Annotated in this window: 17 protein-coding genes and 1 other RNA gene; 2 read left to right on the top strand and 16 right to left on the bottom strand. The window is 34.5% G+C overall.

Translation table 11 applies throughout. From position 1 onward, the window contains the following. Nucleotides 1–25: 25 nt before the first annotated feature. The 3 genes from ssrA to JNUCC83_RS03090 all read right to left on the bottom strand — a co-directional run bounded on the left by ssrA (nt 26) and on the right by JNUCC83_RS03090 (nt 4,449). Nucleotides 26–392, bottom strand: a transfer-messenger RNA (tmRNA) gene (ssrA, locus tag JNUCC83_RS03100). A 209-nt stretch (nt 393–601) separates the two neighbouring features. Then, on the bottom strand, nt 602–3,247 hold the full coding sequence (gene alaS / locus JNUCC83_RS03095; protein ID WP_454460775.1) for an alanine--tRNA ligase: 2,646 nt from the start codon (nt 3,245–3,247) through the stop codon (nt 602–604). A 281-nt stretch (nt 3,248–3,528) separates the two neighbouring features. Then, the gene (locus tag JNUCC83_RS03090; protein WP_454460774.1) at nt 3,529–4,449 is read right to left on the bottom strand and encodes an alpha/beta hydrolase; all 921 of its coding nucleotides are present in this window, start codon (nt 4,447–4,449) and stop codon (nt 3,529–3,531) included. A 68-nt stretch (nt 4,450–4,517) separates the two neighbouring features. On the opposite strand from JNUCC83_RS03090, the gene JNUCC83_RS03085 reads away from it, so the two are divergent. Next, nucleotides 4,518–4,952 carry a GNAT family N-acetyltransferase gene (locus JNUCC83_RS03085; protein WP_454460773.1) on the top strand — a complete coding sequence of 145 codons (435 nt, stop codon included), beginning with the start codon at nt 4,518–4,520 and terminating at the stop codon, nt 4,950–4,952. Nucleotides 4,953–4,986: 34 nt separating this feature from the next. Here the strand turns inward: JNUCC83_RS03085 and JNUCC83_RS03080 are convergent, their stop codons facing one another. Together JNUCC83_RS03080 and JNUCC83_RS03075 are read right to left on the bottom strand one after the other, a co-directional pair. Then, nucleotides 4,987–5,424 carry a YtxH domain-containing protein gene (locus JNUCC83_RS03080; protein ID WP_454460772.1) on the bottom strand — a complete coding sequence of 146 codons (438 nt, stop codon included), beginning with the start codon at nt 5,422–5,424 and terminating at the stop codon, nt 4,987–4,989. Between the two features lie 34 nt (nt 5,425–5,458). Further along, the gene (locus JNUCC83_RS03075; RefSeq protein WP_454460771.1) at nt 5,459–5,887 is read right to left on the bottom strand and encodes a DUF948 domain-containing protein; all 429 of its coding nucleotides are present in this window, start codon (nt 5,885–5,887) and stop codon (nt 5,459–5,461) included. Between the two features lie 121 nt (nt 5,888–6,008). Between JNUCC83_RS03075 and JNUCC83_RS03070 the strand changes: the two genes are divergently transcribed. Next, nucleotides 6,009–6,902, top strand: coding sequence for a mechanosensitive ion channel family protein (locus JNUCC83_RS03070; protein WP_454460770.1), 894 nt, complete (start codon nt 6,009–6,011; stop codon nt 6,900–6,902). 135 nt (nt 6,903–7,037) lie between these two features. On the opposite strand, the gene JNUCC83_RS03065 is transcribed toward JNUCC83_RS03070, so the two are convergent. The 11 genes from JNUCC83_RS03065 to JNUCC83_RS03015 all read right to left on the bottom strand — a co-directional run bounded on the left by JNUCC83_RS03065 (nt 7,038) and on the right by JNUCC83_RS03015 (nt 16,083). Next, a complete protein-coding gene (locus JNUCC83_RS03065; protein WP_454461316.1) occupies nt 7,038–8,165 on the bottom strand; it encodes an N-acetyldiaminopimelate deacetylase in 1,128 nt (375 codons plus the stop codon). A gap of 8 nt (nt 8,166–8,173) precedes the next feature. After that, nucleotides 8,174–8,659, bottom strand: a complete 486-nt coding sequence (gene cbpB, locus JNUCC83_RS03060) for a cyclic-di-AMP-binding protein CbpB (RefSeq protein WP_454460769.1) — start codon at nt 8,657–8,659, stop codon at nt 8,174–8,176. 31 nt (nt 8,660–8,690) lie between these two features. Then, nucleotides 8,691–9,209 carry a metallophosphoesterase gene (locus JNUCC83_RS03055; protein WP_454460768.1) on the bottom strand — a complete coding sequence of 173 codons (519 nt, stop codon included), beginning with the start codon at nt 9,207–9,209 and terminating at the stop codon, nt 8,691–8,693. After that, nucleotides 9,206–10,567, bottom strand: coding sequence for a ribonuclease PH (gene rph / locus JNUCC83_RS03050; protein WP_454460767.1), 1,362 nt, complete (start codon nt 10,565–10,567; stop codon nt 9,206–9,208). Before rph ends, JNUCC83_RS03055 begins: the two co-directional genes overlap by 4 nt. A 4-nt stretch (nt 10,568–10,571) precedes the next feature. Further along, nucleotides 10,572–11,387: a glutamate racemase gene (gene racE, locus JNUCC83_RS03045; protein WP_454461315.1), complete on the bottom strand. Its 816-nt coding sequence runs from the start codon at nt 11,385–11,387 to the stop codon at nt 10,572–10,574. Nucleotides 11,388–11,533: 146 nt separating this feature from the next. Further along, nucleotides 11,534–12,550, bottom strand: a complete 1,017-nt coding sequence (tsaD, locus tag JNUCC83_RS03040) for a tRNA (adenosine(37)-N6)-threonylcarbamoyltransferase complex transferase subunit TsaD (protein ID WP_454460766.1) — start codon at nt 12,548–12,550, stop codon at nt 11,534–11,536. An 11-nt stretch (nt 12,551–12,561) separates the two neighbouring features. Next, nucleotides 12,562–12,987 (bottom strand): ribosomal protein S18-alanine N-acetyltransferase, encoded by a 426-nt coding sequence (rimI, locus tag JNUCC83_RS03035; protein WP_454460765.1) that lies wholly within the window; start codon nt 12,985–12,987, stop codon nt 12,562–12,564. 12 nt (nt 12,988–12,999) lie between these two features. Then, nucleotides 13,000–13,458, bottom strand: coding sequence for a ribosomal protein S18-alanine N-acetyltransferase (gene rimI, locus JNUCC83_RS03030; RefSeq protein ID WP_454460764.1), 459 nt, complete (start codon nt 13,456–13,458; stop codon nt 13,000–13,002). A gap of 20 nt (nt 13,459–13,478) precedes the next feature. After that, on the bottom strand, nt 13,479–14,207 hold the full coding sequence (gene tsaB, locus JNUCC83_RS03025; protein WP_454460763.1) for a tRNA (adenosine(37)-N6)-threonylcarbamoyltransferase complex dimerization subunit type 1 TsaB: 729 nt from the start codon (nt 14,205–14,207) through the stop codon (nt 13,479–13,481). Between the two features lie 116 nt (nt 14,208–14,323). Further along, nucleotides 14,324–15,052 (bottom strand): CPBP family intramembrane glutamic endopeptidase, encoded by a 729-nt coding sequence (locus JNUCC83_RS03020; RefSeq protein WP_454460762.1) that lies wholly within the window; start codon nt 15,050–15,052, stop codon nt 14,324–14,326. Next, on the bottom strand, nt 15,049–16,083 hold the full coding sequence (locus tag JNUCC83_RS03015) for a hypothetical protein (protein WP_454460761.1): 1,035 nt from the start codon (nt 16,081–16,083) through the stop codon (nt 15,049–15,051). Before JNUCC83_RS03015 ends, JNUCC83_RS03020 begins: the two co-directional genes overlap by 4 nt. Nucleotides 16,084–16,117: the final 34 nt, after the last annotated feature.

Genomic DNA, 16,117 nt, shown 5'->3' with positions numbered 1-16,117 from the left:
TTTAAACAGTCTTATCTTAAAATTGGAATGGAGGCGGCGGGAGTCGAACCCGCGTCCAAACATATCGACACCTAAACATCTACGCTCATAGTTACTCAATTTAAATTTCGCTCAAGTCTCTGCCGAGCAACTGGCCGTAACTTTCGCTAGTCTGATAATCTCTTCTAAACTTTACAGACGGAAAAGTTTAGTGTATCCCACTAAATTTGAGACCCTTACTTGAGCACATGGGCGATGCCAAGAGGATCTTTACCCGCTGTTTTTAGGCAGCTAAGGCAAAAGTATTGTTTTCGTTTTTAGCAGTTATATTTAACTGTAACGTTTTAACGTAGACGTAACCTACGAAGCGCAATTCAAGCTCAAACTATGCCTGTCGAATCCGTAACGCCCCCTTATGTATTAACTAAGTTATTATATCATATATTATTACGTGTTTCAATTCTTACAACATATGAAAAAACTGAGGCTGACCCAAAAGTATTAGAATATAAAAAATCCCATGAAATCCGTTAATTACAACGTTGATTTCATGGGATTTCTATTTTGATAGTTAAGTGATTTTGATTGAAAAAGTTACTTTTGGGTCAGCCTCAGCTAATTATTATTTATGTTCTTTAATCCATAACTCTACTGCATCGATTGCTGATTGTAACCCTTCTGGATTTTTGCCACCAGCTTGAGCCATATCAGGTCGTCCACCCCCGCCACCACCAACAAGTGGCGCGATTGATTTGATTAAGTCACCTGATTTCAATCCTTTATCATTCATCTCTTTTCTCATACTTACAAGTAAGTTAACTTTCTCACCTTGTACTAAACCTAAAACTAAAATATCAGATAATGATTTTTGTTTCCATTGATCGGCCAATTGGCGTAATTGGTTCATATCTTTAACCGCTACTTTTGATGCAATATAGGTCACACCATCTACTTCTCTTATGTTTTTAAACACATCTTCAGCTTCAGCGTTAGCCAGTTTTGCACTTAACTGCTCTACTTCTTTTTGAGCTTGTTTTAACTGCTCTTGTAATTGTTCCACACGTTGAACGGTATCTTTTAATTGAGGAGCTTTCACAAATTTTGATACTTCACGAAGTAATCCTTCTTCTTCTCTAAAGGCTTCATAAGCTTCTTTACTTGTCACAGCTTCGATACGTCGAACGCCTGCACCAATTCCAGATTCAGAAACAATTTTGAAAACACCAATATCAGAAGTGTTGCTTACATGAACCCCACCACATAATTCAATAGAATAACCATCGACATTTACCACGCGAACATCTTTACCATATTTTTCACCAAACAATGCCATAGCACCCATCTCTTTAGCTGAATCAATGTCTGTTTCAACTGTAACAACTGGTAAGTGTCCCCAAATTTTTTCGTTCACGATTTCTTCCATTTGTTTTAGTTCTTCAGGGGTCACTTGCTCAAAATGAGTAAAGTCAAAACGTAAATAACCTGGTGCCACAAGTGATCCTGCTTGATTAGCGTGTTCACCTAATACATCTTTTAACGCGCGATGTAGTAAATGAGTTGCTGTATGATTTTTTGTGATGCGTTGACGTAACTCTTTATCAATGACTAATTGATACGTATCATCTGTTTTTAATTCACCAAAAACATCTACTTGGTGTAGTGATTGACCATTTGGTGCTTTTTTAACGTTCACCACATTGGCAACTAAATCACCTGATGCATTGTAAATTGACCCCTTATCAGCCACTTGCCCACCCATCTCAGCATAAAATGGTGTTTGACCAAAAATTAACTGGGCACTACCTTCTGTTGTCTTATTTTTAATCTCATCATCTTGGATAATGACCATTAATTTAGCATCAACTGTGTCTTCAGTATATCCGACAAATTCACTGACTACTTTAATATCAGTTAGTAATGAAGATTGAACAGACATTGATTCTTCTTTAGAACGAGCAGCACGTGCACGATCTCTTTGAGCCGTCATCTCTACTTCGAATCCTTCGTGATCGACACTTAGTCCTTCATCTTGGGCCATTTCTTCCGTCAATTCAACTGGGAATCCATATGTATCATATAATTTAAAAATAGCTTTACCAGAAAGAACAGTTTGATTAGCTGCTTTCAACTCTTTAATTAACTCACTAATAATAGATAACCCATCATTAATTGTTTCGTGGAATCGTTCTTCCTCAGTTTTAATGACTTTTTGAATAAAGTCTTGTTTTTCAACTATTTCTGGATAATAACTTTCCATAATTTGTCCAACAACTGGTACTAAATCAACTAAAAAGGCTTTATCAATCCCTAATTTTTTACCATGCATAACCGCGCGACGAATTAATCGACGTAACACGTACCCGCGACCTTCATTTGACGGCAATGCGCCATCACCAATCGCAAATGATACTGCACGAATATGGTCAGCAATCACTTTAAATGACGTATCTGTTGCACTGTCTTGGCCATAAACTTTTCCATCAGACATTTTTTGAGTCGCTTCAATAATTGGAATAAAAAGGTCTGTTTCAAAGTTTGTTTTAGCATTTTGGAAAATAGACACCATACGCTCTAATCCCATGCCCGTATCAATGTTTTTATGTGGCAATGGTAGATACTCATTGTTTTCAGTGTGATTAAATTCTGAAAATACTAAATTCCAAATTTCTAGATAACGTTCATTTTCGCCACCCGGGTAATTTTCTGGGTCATCTTCTGCTACATCATTATATTCTTGTCCTCTATCAAAGAATATTTCAGAGTTTGGACCACATGGACCGGCACCAATATCCCAAAAGTTTTCTTCTAATTTAACAATAGACTCTTTAGGTAATCCTACTTCTTCATGCCAAATACGAAATGCTTCTTCATCATCAGGATGAACAGTGACATATAGTCTGTCTTTATCCAAACCGAACCATTGTTCACTCGTCAATAATTCCCAAGCCCAATGAATCGCTTCATTTTTAAAGTAATCCCCCACTGAAAAATTACCTAGCATTTCAAACATCGTATGATGACGAGCTGTTTTTCCAACGTTTTCAATATCATTTGTTCGAATACTTTTTTGAGCATTCGTAATTCTTGGATTTTCTGGTACAACAGATCCATCAAAATATTTTTTTAAAGTAGCGACACCTGAGTTAATCCATAATAATGTTGGGTCATCAATTGGTACAAGAGACGCGCTTGGTTCAATTTTATGACCTTTTGTTTCAAAAAAATCTAAAAATAATTGTCTCACTTGACTACTTGATAATTGTTTCATTCATAATTCCTCCTAAAAATAATAAAAAAGCACCTCTGCAGTCAAGGACGTTTACCGCGGTACCACCTTGATTGCAATGATGCTTTGACAGTCATTACCTCTTTTACTTCCTTAACGCGAAAACACGTGATAGTTTTCTATCAAAATCATAAGGGAGCATTTTTAAAATAAGCTGTACTCTTTCAGCAAAATGAGTACTCTCTTTTTCAATATTTTAAAAATATATCCTTAAGTTGCACATAAATTATAATTAAAAAATGATGTCGTGTCAATGCTAACTGTTATTTTGGAAAATAGGTTGCTAAAAAGTTTTCAATCGTTTTTTTGTATTTTTCAGGGTCTTTTTTTAAAGAATCTGCATGTTTTGCCCCTTCAAAAATAACTAGTTCTTTTGGTCCTTTTGTGGCATTATACACCTCATAGACCATATTTTTAGGAACAAAATCATCCTTATCTCCATGAATAAACAACATTGGTAACGTATTTTTTTCCAACTGTTTAACCGCACTTGCCTCACCAAATGAATAACCAGCACGAAGTTTAGTATAAGCTGAAGCTAGTGGAATCATTGGAAATGCTGGAAGATTAAACATATCATTTAGTTGGAAAGCTAACTCATTTTCAACCGAATCATACCCACAATCTTCAATAATCACTTTGACTTGGTCTGGTAAATCCTCGCCACTTGTCATCATAACAGTAGCCGCTCCCATGCTTAATCCATAAAGAACGATATCAACCTCTTCACCATACTCTTTTACTACGCTATCTATCCATTTAACGTAATCTTTTCTATCGAGCCAGCCAAACCCAACGTATTTGCCCTCACTTCTCCCATGTGAACGATTATCCGGTACTAACACATCAAACCCTTCATCATAAAACAATTGAGCATACTGCCCCATAAAATCACTTTTACCCATATAACCATGAGCGATAATAGCAACCTTTTTACTAGGCACATCATGTGTGACTTTTTTTGCAACTAGTTTTAACCCATCATCACTTGTTAACGTCACATCATTTAAATGTTTGTCTGAAAATTGCCAGTCCTTTTCAATTTTTTCTTGTTTAACATCATTAATAAAATCTTTTTTCCCGGCAACGATGGCATAGTTAAATAAATAATTAACGCCAAATCCTAATCCGATAATAATAAAAACAACTACCACTACTAATCCATAAACGAGTACCTTTTTCATAATTACCTCCAACATAAAGATAGTTGTATGATACACTGAAACCATCTATTTGAAAAGGAGATATCTATATGATTCAAATTATCTTTAATAACAACCCTTGGAACAAAGCTGCTGCTTTTTATTTGCGAACACTCGTTTTTGTCCAAGAACAAGGAATCTCACCCAAATCAGAATTTGATGCTTTAGATATAGATAGTACTTTCTATCTTGTTATTTATCATGATAGCGCCCCAATTGCTACTGCCAGATACCAACAAGATGATGAGCACACACTAAGACCTGATAGATTATGTGTCCATAAAGGTTGGAGACAGCAAGGAATTGGTCGACGTGTTATTTTAGAACTAGAACAAATCGGAAAAAAACAACACTGTACTTTATCCCGTATTCATGGAGAAAAACAAGCGATTGGCTTCTACAAAAAATTGGGTTACCAAGTCGTTTCAGATGAGTTTATTGAGGATGGCATTATTTGTGTGCTATTAGAAAAAAAACTTCAATAAAAAAGTGAGCGATATGACATTCGCTCACTCACTTTTATTTAATATCTTCAATCGCATCATATACATCGTCTGAGATATCATCTGTACTTAAAATAATATCCTCTTCAACAACAGGTTTAACAACTGATTTTAATTTCTCTGAATTAGCTTGAAAATCTTCACTCATTGTTTGCGTTTTATCTTTTAGGTTATCAAATAATTCACTAGAATTATCCTTTACTTGTGATAGTTGTTCTCCAACCCACGGGTACTCAGCTGACTTTTCTTTAGCGAGTTCACTTAATTCTGACGTTTTTTCTTGTGCTAAATCAACAAATTCACTTGCTTTGCCATCTGATAAATCATCTAGCTGTTCCATCAAATCTTTTCTTAATTTTTTTCCACTAGTTGGTGCTAGTAATAATGCCGCCGCTGCTGCCGCTGCACCTCCTATGATTGCTCCTGCTAAAAAACCACTTGATTTTTTTGACATGTCGTCTCCTCCTAATCATCATTCAGTAAAAGTATTATTTATTTTTTTTAAATAAGTGCGATGCCGTTTGAGCTGTTTTACCTACTACAGTCGCAGTAGCAACTGTTTTACTTGCTTCTCCCACTTTTGCTAACACTGCTTTACTAGAGTCATTCAACTCAGACACACTTTCACTTAAGTCTGCGACTGCATGAAATAATGGATCAATCGTTTCAACTTTTTGGGTTACATCAGCTAATAAATCGTTACCAATTACTAATAAATCTTCGCTTTGTTTTAATAATATATCAACATCTTGAGTTAGTATGGTAACTGTTTTATCCGTTTGGTCTAAAATCCCGTTGACTTTTTCCATGGACTTCGTTATATTTTTCTTTAATTGTAATAAAAAAATAACTAGTGCTACAACTAAAACTGCAAATGCCACAGCAGCAATGATTGCAGCCACTTCTGTACCTGTCATATAAAACATCTCCTACCTTTCCTGTAAATTACTAACATTAGAATACCATTATCCACTTGATTTCACAACAATTTATACATTATTATAGTAACCAAAAGATAGGAAGAAAGGAGCGATATATTTGCAAGAAACAACAACAAGTACACAAACACCAGAAGTAATAAACGAAGCAGCAAAAAACGTCAGAGGTCTTAATCGCTTTTTAAATCAATTGGATTGGAATAAAATAATTGCTTCTGTGATTAACAAAGCTATTCTTATCCTTGTTGTTATTATTTTTCTATCTATTATTAGAAAAATTTTACTTAAACTAATAGATAAATCATTTACAAACAAGAAAAAAGATAACTATAGTGAAAGCAGGATGCATACCCTGAGAACTCTGACAAAAAATGCGGTTCAATATACGTTATTTTTTATTGGTCTCTATTCTATTCTGACCATTTTAGGCGTTCCTGTCGGGTCATTAATCGCTGGTGCTGGGATTGCTGGGATTGCTATTGGTCTTGGTGCACAAGGGTTTATTAATGATGTATTAACTGGCTTTTTCATTATTTACGAAAGGCAACTAGACGTAGGAGATCATGTAGTCATTGATAACATTGAAGGAATTGTCAACGATATTGGATTACGTACAACACAAATTAAAAGTTTTAATGGAACAATGAACTATATACCTAATAGACAAATTTTAATCGTTAGTAACCTATCGCGTGGAAATCAATTAGTCGTTGTTGATATAAGAGTTGATCCAACTGACGATATTGATCATATTATGGACATTATGAAATCAATTAATGAAAAAGAAGTCATTAATATTACTGATATACGTTCTGAGCCTACAATTGTTGGATTAGTTGATTTAGGAAGTGGAAATTTCGCGATTCGGTCAACTGTTTATGCCGTAAGCGGTTCTCAATTTGGTGTAAAAACTCAAATGATGACTGCTTATATTGAAGCTTTAACAAAAGCAGGAATTAAACTTCCAACAACACCTATAAACTTAAAAGTATAAAAAAGAGGCTGGTCTAAAAGTCTTAAAATAGAAAAATCCCATGAAATCAGTTTTTTAAAACACCGACTTCATGGGATTTCTATTTTATTAGTTTAGTGATTTTCATTTTAAAAGTTACTATTTAGTCAATCTCTTTTAGTTGTCTCTTGCTTCAAGAAAATCAGCAACTAATTTAACTGCTTTTTTCAGTGCTCTTTCATCTGGATTAAACTTAGGATGATGTAACCCATACTTACTATCAACGCCTAACCAAAACATCGTTCCTGGTATTTGTTTTAATATATACCCAAAGTCTTCAGCTGTCATGAGCGGTGAAGCGAGTACCAACTCAATATCTTCTCTTTCTTTTAAAAAATTCATAAAATATTTCGTTGTTAACTGATTATTTACCACTGGAACATAACCTAGATCGTCTCTTTTTAAAATTACTTCACATTCAAAACTCATAGCAACTCCCTTAGCAATAGACTCGATACGTTTCCATAACAAATCTGTCATCTCGTGGGTTAAGGTACGTGCTGTTCCCGTTAAATAAGCGTTACCCGGTAAAATATTACTAGCTACTCCTGCTTTTATTTGCCCAAAAGTTATCACTGCTGATTCCATCGGGTTAACATTTCGACTAACAATGCTTTGAACTTGTTGTATAAAAGACGCAGAGGCCACAATCATATCATTGCCTTCATGAGGAAAAGCGGCATGACTTTCTTTTCCAATAAATGTTACATTAAAACTACAATCTCCAGCAAAAAGAGTTCCTGGACAGGTAGAAACCATTCCAACAGGCAAGTCTGGATGAACATGTAAACCATATATTTCATCTATTGTGTCGACATCCAAAAATTGATTATCTGTATAAATTTTTGCGCCACTCTTATTTTCTTCTGCAGGTTGAAAAAAGAACACTATATCATTTTGTAATGGGGTGTGTGCTACTTTATATAACACGCCTAAAGCAATTGTCATATGAAAGTCATGACCACACGCGTGCATTTTTTTAACGTGAGTAGAAGAGAATGATAAGCCTGTTTCTTCTGACATAGGTAATCCATCCATATCAGTGCGCCAAGCTATTGTTTTTTTAGACTCGCTACCTTTTACTTTGACTATTATCGCCGTATTTTGTGTCAAAATAGTGAGATTTTCTTGTGGTAACTCCTGTATTTTTTCCAGTAAATAAGCAGACGTTTTAACTTCTTCCAACCCAATCTCAGGGATTTGATGTAACTGGCGTCGTATATGTATTAATTCTTCTTCTGTCATACTATCCATTAATCTCTCCTCGACGGCATCAATTTTTCCGTCACCTCGTATTCCGTTTCTAATTCATGTGCTAGATGATTAACAGCTTTTAATATTTCTTTTCTTGTGATAATTCCTGAAAACTGATTTGCCTCATTCACCACTGAGATAAAACTATGATTAACTAAGAGATGTAACGTTCTTTCTAAATCAAGTGGTAATAAAGTAGATGGGACATCTTTATCCATGACATCCCCGACTTTTTTGTCAGCCAAATTTTCAGGCTCTAAATTTTCAATACCAAACATTTGATCCACCACTTGTGATAAAGATACCAATCCGACAAGTTGTTCTTCTTTATTTAACACTGGAACACGAGAGTAACCAATTTTTGTCAACACAAGCAACGCGTGCTCTAGTGAATTTGATTCGCTAAGTGTGGCTACATTATCAGATGAAATTAGAAAATCATCTTCATTTTCAAGTAACATTTTTTTTACTGTCGATCCAATCATTGTATTATTTCCTCCGTACTACATAAATATTTTAATTCATCGAAAAAAAGTGAGTCAACTCATCTTGTAAAAGATGTTTTTCATTATAATACTCAACTAAATAGCCATCTGATTGATGCGTAATTATCGCATACGTTTTTAAGTAGCTGTACTTACCACGAGGCTGAGAAATACTACCAGGATTCAGTAATAAAATGTCATCTAACATCGTTGCAAACAATTGATGTGTGTGTCCGTACAAAATAATATTAGCTTGCATCTCTTCTGCCTGATACAGTAACTTTTCAGCTGTCATGTTAACATTAAACAAATGACCATGAGTCAATAGAACGTTATCTTCTCCTGTTTCTATTAATTTCACTGTATCATAGTCACTATAGTAATCACAGTTTCCTTTTACCACCTCAAAAGTGGACCAAATCTCATGGTCTGGAGATAACTCAGAATCTCCACAATGAAAGAAATAATCAACCTCATTCATCCATTTATCTCTAATGTCTTCTAAATAAGACTCTACCCCATGATTATCACTGACAACTAAGTATCTCATTGACGTTTCTCTCCTAACCAAGCATCGATTTTTTTATCTAATTCTTCTAAAGCTTTTGCACGATGGCTAATTTTATTTTTTTCTTCAGAAGATAGTTCTGCCATTGTTTTATCAGTTCCAGGAATAATAAATAATGGGTCGTAACCAAAACCATTGTCCCCTCTTGGTATACGTCCTATCACTCCAGGTAACTCACCCGAAACAACCAAACTTTCTTTACCAGGTTCACTTAAAACTAACGTGCAATGAAATTGAGCGGTTCTTTCTTCCATAGGCACATCTGTTAGTTCGTGTAGTAATTTAGCGTTGTTTGCTGCATCACTTTTTCTTTCCCCAGCATATCTCGCAGAATAGACACCTGGTTGACCTCCTAAAGCGTCTACCTTAAGACCTGAGTCATCTGCTAAAACCAAACAATTTAATTCTTTAGCAATACCTTCTGCTTTTAATCTAGCATTTTCTTCAAACGTTCTACCCGTTTCCTCAATATCTGCAATATCTGGGAAATCCAACAAGGTTTTTATTTTATACCCTCTTGCTTTAAACAAATCAACAAATTCTTTGGCTTTTCCTTCATTTCTTGTAGCAATTAATAATTGATTTTCTACAACCGGCTCGTCATTTTTTTTCGTCATGTTACGTAAAGCTAACGCATTTTTTTGCAAACGAATTAATTCAGTCACACTTTTTTCAGCAACATCTAAGAAAGCATTTAACTCACCACGAGTAAACGTTGCTTCTTCCCCAGTCCCTTGAATTTCAATTAATTCTAGTTTATCCGTCATCACAACATTACAATCAACTTGTGCAGTTGAATCTTCAGGATAATCTAAATCAGTAATAACCTCTCCATATGAATTTAAACCTACACTAATCGCAGCTAAATGACTTAAAATTGGACTTTCTTCTATTTCTCCATTTTGAACCAACAAATCTGTCGCTAATTTTAGCGCTAGAAAAGCACCAGTGATACTGGCTGTTCTTGTGCCACCATCTGCTTGAATAACATCACAATCAACCACAATAGAACGTTCACCCAATTTTTCTAGGTCGATGACAGAACGCAAACTACGTCCTATTAAACGTTGGATTTCCATTGTACGACCTGTTAATTTTCCTTTACTACTTTCACGTCGATTTCTTGTATGGGTTGCTCGAGGTAACATACTATATTCCGCACTCACCCAACCAGTGCCACTATCTCTTAAAAACGGTGGGACATTATCCTCTACTGTAGCATTGACAATTACTTTGGTATTGCCAAAAGTAACGAATACTGACCCTTCTGGATAATCCAAATAGTCAAGTTCAAAAGAAACTTTTCTCATTTCATCATTTTTTCTACCATCATGTCTCATAATTTTAGTCTCCTATATTTGTAATATCTACATGCGACACATCTATGTTTTTTATCGGCAACCAATCAGAACTAATCGTTTCAAAATTACGCACAGAACCTGTGGTAAAAAAACGATGTTCTTTTTTCTTTGATGATGGTGGAGCTGATATCTCATAATAATCTAGCAACACACTCACCTCAGTCACCGTTTCTGCTCCAGAGTCAATTAATTTCACATGTTCTCCCATAGCATCTTTAATAAATGGCTTTAACAACGGATAATGTGTGCATCCCATAACTAACGTATCAATGTTTGAGTTGTTAAAATAACTTAATGTGTCATTTACAACTTTTTTTGCAATATCTGATTGATACTCGTGACTTTCAACAATGGGAACAAACTTCGGACAAGGTAACCCTATAACATCGACATCTAATGATTTTCGCTGGATTTCTTTGGTGTACTCTTGACTATGTATTGTTCCAACTGTTCCTATAATACCAATTCGACCATTATGCGTTTCCCGTAACGCAGCTCGAGACCCTGGAATAATAACACCAATCACTGGTATATCTAATGACTCTTTTATCTCCTCAAGGGCGACTGCTGTTGCAGTATTACATGCAATAACGATCATTTTAACGTGTTTTTTTAATAAAAAACGAACCATATCCCACGTGAAACTTTTAATTTGTTCAATGGGACGTGGACCATATGGGCATCTTGCAGTATCCCCAATATAATATACGGTTTCATTCGGAAGCTGTTTTAATGCCTCACGGACCACCGTTAATCCTCCTACGCCAGAATCCAAAAAACCGATTGGCTGATTGTTCATACCTTTTACCTCATTCTTTATATAATTCACCTATTATCTATTTTCCCTTTATTTATCTTTTATTTCAAGTTTAACCTCTAAAATTTAATGCTTTATTATGTCTTTAAACACAATAAAAAGAAGTAACAGTTTCCTGTCACTCCTTTTTATAAAGTTAATGATGGTTTCGCATTTAAATGCCAGTCTGCTACATGCCCCTTTTTATAATCAACATATCCGGCTGCTCCTATCATCGCAGCATTATCCCCACATAAACTAATCGGTGGAACAGTTAATTTAACATGAGGTAATGTGTTTTCCAGTTCTTTTGCTAGTTGAGTTCTTAACCCCTTGTTAGCCGCGACTCCTCCAGCAACAATTAATTGTTTAACTTGGTATTCTTCACAACCTCTAAGTGTTTTTTCAACTAATACATCAATAACACTTTGTTGAAAACTTGCCGCTAAATCAACATCACATAATACTTCATCTCGTTGTTTAGCATTGTGCACCATATTAATCACAGAACTTTTAAGACCACTAAAACTAAAATCATAATTGTCTTCTTTAATCATTCCTCTTGGAAAATGATAGCTATCTTTGCCTTTATGAGCCAATTCATCTATTTCTTTTCCACTTGGGTATGTTAACCCTAGAACTCGACCGATTTTATCATATGCTTCACCAGCAGCGTCATCTCTCGTTTCACCAATTATCTCAAAGTCTCCATGACTTCTCATATAGACTAACTCAGTATGACCCCCACTGACTAATAAAGCCATTAAAGGAAATGTCATCTCTTCCACCAATTGAGCAGCATAAATATGACCTGCCATATGGTTCACAGGAATCAATGGTAAATCATTAGCCCAAGCAAAAGCTTTAGCCGCTGTTATCCCTATAAGTAGCGAACCGACTAATCCAGGTCCATAAGTTACGGCAACTGCAGATAAGTCTGAAACACTAATACTAGCTTCCTCTAAAGCTAGGGACATACAAATAGTTATTTGTTCTACATGATGGCGACTAGCCACCTCAGGTACGACCCCACCAAAACGTTTGTGACTATTTATTTGAGACGCAACTATATTTGACAGAACCTCGCGTCCATTTTTTACAACCGCAACACTTGTTTCGTCACAGCTACTTTCTATTGCTAAAATATAGATTTCTTTATTTTCCATTTTTTCACATCCTAAATATCTAACTGCATCATCACTGCATCATCTTTTGGTTTATTATAGTAGTCTTTTCTAATGCCTATGTCTTTAAATCCGTGATGGTTATAAAATGATATAGCAGGTACATTTTGACTCCTAACTTCTAAAAATAACCGTGTCACATCATATTCTTTTAATCTTTCACAAGATGTTTGTAATAAATTAGAAGCAATTCCTTGTTTTTTATAAGGTGGTAACACACCTAGTAATAATATTTCTGCCTCATCAAAGATATATTGACTGATAATAAAACCAATTAAAAGATTCTCTTGGTATTCATAAACTAATTCCACATTTTCTTGACATAATTGTGAAGCAAACTGCTCTTTAGTCCACGGACTCGGTGCAAAGATACTATTACTCACACAGAATAAATCATCTACTAAATCAATTTTAGCCATCTATTTCACATCCTATAATGTCAAAGTCATCTCAACAGCATCTTCTTTCAAAGAACGATAGTAGCCTTCTTTCACCCCAACTTGTTGAAAACCAAAATACTCATAAACTTCAATTGCTCGCTTGTTTGAAGCACGTACTTCTAAGCTCATTGTATGACAATCAAGGTCTAACGCCTCTTTTTTTAATTGATGCAATAATAATGTTCCTATCCCTCTTGATTGATAGTCTTTTAATACAGCTATATTCGTAATATGAGCATCATCACATTCAACTCGTATTCCTGCAAATCCCACTAACACTTGATTAATCTGTGCTTTAACATATCGACCATATTTTTTTTTGCTTAATTCTAACCATAGAATTGCTGTACTCCAAGGTGATTCTCCGTCATAAACATCTTTTAGTACGTGTTGAAACGCCATAATATCCGTTACTTTTGCCAATTGAAACTCTACATTACTTTCAATCACAACGCCACTCCTCTACTAAATTAACTTAAACGTTCAACGTAGTTTTGCGCATTCCTATCTTTATTGGTTTGTTTCTTTAACCATTCTTCCTCAGCTTCCACTCTTTTCAAATATGTTGGAACAAAAGCATCCACATCATCCACTTTTTCCATCAAATGAGACAATTTTAGCATAACCGCTGGATCAGAGGGCTGTATTTTCACAGTAGCTTGATGATTGCTGATAAAGTCATCCAATTGTTTATCTAATTTTCCAATGTCTTCACCAATAAAAACAATGTCTTTAGTCATTTCTAATAATTTTTTTGACCATTCTTCAAAAGCGATGTATCTATCAGATAACACATTGATTAATCGACCATTTTCATAGGCATAAGCACCCGTATATAAAAATCCACGTCTAGCATCTATAAATGGCACAATTAATTGTTTCGTCTCTTGTATATTTTGAGCCAAACAAGCCAATGACGAAATCGAAAAAAGTGGTACATTAAGTGTCCAACTTAACGTTTTTGCTGTTGTGACACCGATTCTTAAGCCAGTATATGAGCCAGGACCTCTGGCTACTAAGATTTTCTCGATTGTTTGTGGGGTTAACTTACTTTCTTTCATACAAAAATCAATTGCTGGCATTAGGGTTTCGCTATGGTTTTTACTCGCTTGACTATAGTAAGAAGAAATAATTTTCTCCCCTTCTCCAAGTATGACACCTAATGATTTATTTGATGTATCAATACCTAGTATTGTCATAATTATACCCATCCTTTATTTATTTTTCTGTTCCATTGTAGCACAAATGCATGCATGCTTGTGTGATTTGCAAATAAAAAAGAAAAAGAGTGCTAAGCTCTTTTTCTTTTAACGTATTATAGCAAAGGAGTACCTAATAAATAGGATAATAGTAGTGCAACTGCACCTAAAATATTATTGAAAAAATGGACTAACATAGAATCGACAATTCTTCCTCTCGAGCAATACGCCCAATACATCAACGCACCAAGTGAAGCATACATCGCAAAAGAAATAATATTTGATGATAAATGTACACCTGAAAAAGCAAGTGACGTTAGTATCATTGGTACCCAATAAGGCATATTTTTAAACAATAACGTAGTTGGTAATCCTCTAAATATTAACTCTTCTAGTATCGGTGCTTTGATTGCCACGGTTATCGTCATAATCAAAATATAATAAATCGATTGTTCTGGACCAAATAACTTAGAAAGAGCATCATCATTTGCACTTGTGGCATTACCATAGATTTGTTCCATCAAACCTGTGCCGATAATAACAATTAATCGACCCACTAAAAATATTTTAAATGCTCGCCAAATGTCTTTTCCAGTAATCTTAGTATCAACATCATGTGATTTTTTTTGATAATATCGCCAAATAAACCAAATAATACCTGATAAGATTAATAACCAACAAACAAATAGTAATAGACTCACTACATTTGATTTTTTATTAAATATTGGTTCAAATAATCCTAAAACAATCGTTGGTAAATCATTAATTAATAACATAGCTAAAATAATAATAATTCCAGCAATAAACGCCCCTACTCTTTTTATAACAGACTCTTCTTTATTCAATACCTAACCTCCAACTCATTTGACAACAATTCCATTGTATACAACCAATTATCGGTTGCTTTTTGACTAATTTCTTCTGATAGTATAACAACTAATTGATAGTCTTTTTCTGTTTTTAGTAAATAATAAGTAAAATCTTTCGTATACAAACCTTTTTTTAGACTAACAGTTAATGAAAACACATAACTTAGTATCATCCATAAGTCATTATGTTTTGATGTTCTAATGACTAACTCATTTTTTTCAAGTGAATTATATGATAAAAAAGAATCTTTAAAAAATGGCAGTATTTGGTGGCACTCTATTTCTCGACCTTTTTTCACTCTATGACCTAAAATATAACTGTGACCATCAAAATAATAAGATTCCGAAAACTTCAATTCATAATGTGTATACAAATCAACTATGGCGATCATTTTATTTATTAAATAACTATTCATAAATAAATAAGTATGTTCTTCTGCAAAAAATAATCCGACTTCCTTATTTTTTTCCATTGGATTTAGTTGATAGCCCCAACTAGTATTATCCAAATTTAAACGAATAAATCGTCTGGTCTTTTTCAAAAATGCCGAATTAGAAACATACGCACCCTCATTTTTAAAACATAGTGGGCATAGACTATCTTCAGTTCCAATTTCTTGTTTGCCACCTGAAAGGTAACCATTTATTTGATTTAACCAATATAAATAATTGGTTGCATCTGTTGGCGAAGATTCAAATTTTTTGGCAAACATAGCATTCACTACTGATGGTGGTGGCGTTAGTAAATCGAGTATACTTTGCGCCAACCTATCCATGTCCTCATTTGTTTGATAAACAGATGGTTTATTTTTTTTTGCAATTTTAACTAATTCTTGACACAATTCCTCAGCTGTTAGGTTAGAAACTTGATTTTTATAGTCGATGGTTTCACCACAGCCAACCATGTCAGCTAATTTATTCTGTAAAAATGCACGATCCAAACGCATCCATCCACCTGATTCAATGGCTAGACTAATAAAATCATAAATTATTTGAGAGTCGTTCATATTGATTCTCCTTTATTATTTTGACTAAATCATA

This window comes from Vagococcus sp. JNUCC 83, assembly GCF_053667615.1.
The sequence above is the reverse complement of the archived record's forward strand: the minus strand, read 5'-3'. Positions and strand labels throughout refer to the sequence as shown.

Excerpts from the sequence above, each read along its gene's own strand:
- JNUCC83_RS03085 (WP_454460773.1), top strand. The coding sequence starts at position 4,518 with ATGATTCAAATTATCTTTAATAACAACCCTTGGAACAAAGCTGCTGCT.
- JNUCC83_RS03090 (WP_454460774.1), bottom strand. The coding sequence starts at position 4,449 with ATGAAAAAGGTACTCGTTTATGGATTAGTAGTGGTAGTTGTTTTTATT.
- tsaD (WP_454460766.1), bottom strand. The coding sequence starts at position 12,550 with ATGGAAAATAAAGAAATCTATATTTTAGCAATAGAAAGTAGCTGTGAC.
- JNUCC83_RS03055 (WP_454460768.1), bottom strand. The coding sequence starts at position 9,209 with ATGAGATACTTAGTTGTCAGTGATAATCATGGGGTAGAGTCTTATTTA.
- cbpB (WP_454460769.1), bottom strand. The coding sequence starts at position 8,659 with ATGATTGGATCGACAGTAAAAAAAATGTTACTTGAAAATGAAGATGAT.
- JNUCC83_RS03015 (WP_454460761.1), bottom strand. The coding sequence starts at position 16,083 with ATGAACGACTCTCAAATAATTTATGATTTTATTAGTCTAGCCATTGAA.
- rimI (WP_454460765.1), bottom strand. The coding sequence starts at position 12,987 with ATGGCTAAAATTGATTTAGTAGATGATTTATTCTGTGTGAGTAATAGT.
- JNUCC83_RS03080 (WP_454460772.1), bottom strand. The coding sequence starts at position 5,424 with ATGTCAAAAAAATCAAGTGGTTTTTTAGCAGGAGCAATCATAGGAGGT.
- racE (WP_454461315.1), bottom strand. The coding sequence starts at position 11,387 with ATGAACAATCAGCCAATCGGTTTTTTGGATTCTGGCGTAGGAGGATTA.
- rph (WP_454460767.1), bottom strand. The coding sequence starts at position 10,567 with ATGAGACATGATGGTAGAAAAAATGATGAAATGAGAAAAGTTTCTTTT.
- JNUCC83_RS03065 (WP_454461316.1), bottom strand. The coding sequence starts at position 8,165 with ATGACAGAAGAAGAATTAATACATATACGACGCCAGTTACATCAAATC.
- tsaB (WP_454460763.1), bottom strand. The coding sequence starts at position 14,207 with ATGACAATACTAGGTATTGATACATCAAATAAATCATTAGGTGTCATA.
- alaS (WP_454460775.1), bottom strand. The coding sequence starts at position 3,247 with ATGAAACAATTATCAAGTAGTCAAGTGAGACAATTATTTTTAGATTTT.
- JNUCC83_RS03075 (WP_454460771.1), bottom strand. The coding sequence starts at position 5,887 with ATGACAGGTACAGAAGTGGCTGCAATCATTGCTGCTGTGGCATTTGCA.